Genomic DNA, 1,137 nt, shown 5'->3' on the forward strand with positions numbered 1-1,137 from the left:
CTGAATCCAGAACAACAAAAGGAAAAACAAAGCCAGAAACAACAGAAAAAACGAGAACACCAGATCAAATACTTTATAGGATCGCTTTATATCGAATCTTTGAGAAAGGCATCGATTAGTTTTTCACAGGATAATAGTGATTTAGATAAACTGGCCGACATGATTCATGCATATCTCAGTTTTAGACAGCTCAAAAGGAATCTGGGAACAATTGAAGAAATCGAGGCCATCGTTCAACGAATGCCAACCACAAAAAATATGAATCGACTTATTGAAACAGCAAAAACAGATCCAAGAAACCCATTCAACAAAACACCAGAGCAATGAACAAACATCACGTTTAAACGCTGTATTTTCGCCATAGTACGATCATTTCAAACTGAACTAGAGATCAGTACCCAAAAAACAAAAAAGTGCCTCTAAACGCAAATAGAAGCAAATGACACAGCATCTATAAACGATAAGAACGGCTTAACCAAGCGAGTGTCTACGAGCGACATCCCCAAAATTCGCGCCTCGGCCCTCTGAAAAACCGCTTTTTTAGGTTAATTAACCTAAAAAAGTGAAGTTTAGATGCAAAAATTTGAGCCTAGACCGAGCGAAGCGAGCATAAAGCTCTATGAGCGAAGCGAATTCCGAGTTGCCTTTGCTTTTTCTCAAATTCACAACGAAAAGAACCAAAAAATTGCCCCCCGAATCGAGCGAAAGCGAGATTCAATAGAGTTTGAGCGTAGCGAAAACCAAGGGCAATTTTGACCAGACTAGGCTTTTAATTATTTTTAATAGTTTTTAATGCTTTTAGACAGGCTGAAAGCCTTTAATAGCAAATGTTTCAAAGCCCATAAAACTAGGTTTATCGACCCATAAAACTAGGTTTATCGACCCATAAAACTAGGTTTATCGACCCATAAAACTAGGTTTATCGACCTAATTAATAGGTTGTTTTACAACCTAGTTAAAATAGTTTATGGTATGACCTAGTTAAATTTGATTTATATTAAAAAAATGGCCGAGTTAGTTGTAAAAGATAATGCTCTGATTCAAGCAAGTTATACATTAGATACTGTTGAGCAACGTCTTATTCTTTTGGCAATAGCTGAAGCAAGAGAAACGGGACAAGGCATCACGGAAAATAGC

The 1,137-nt window shown here is 37.0% G+C and carries 1 protein-coding gene and 1 pseudogene; both read left to right on the forward strand.

The annotated features are described in order from the left end of the window. A pseudogene (locus RR876_RS16540) lies at window positions 1–327 on the forward strand (hypothetical protein); the annotation flags it as partial. 678 nt (window positions 328–1,005) lie between these two features. After that, a partial coding sequence (locus RR876_RS16545) for a RepB family plasmid replication initiator protein (protein WP_332637136.1) occupies window positions 1,006–1,137 on the forward strand: 132 nt, incomplete at its 3' end.

The sequence above is a fragment of the Acinetobacter sp. genome (assembly GCF_036666595.1).
In the GTDB taxonomy this organism is placed as follows: Bacteria; Pseudomonadota; Gammaproteobacteria; order Pseudomonadales; family Moraxellaceae; genus Acinetobacter.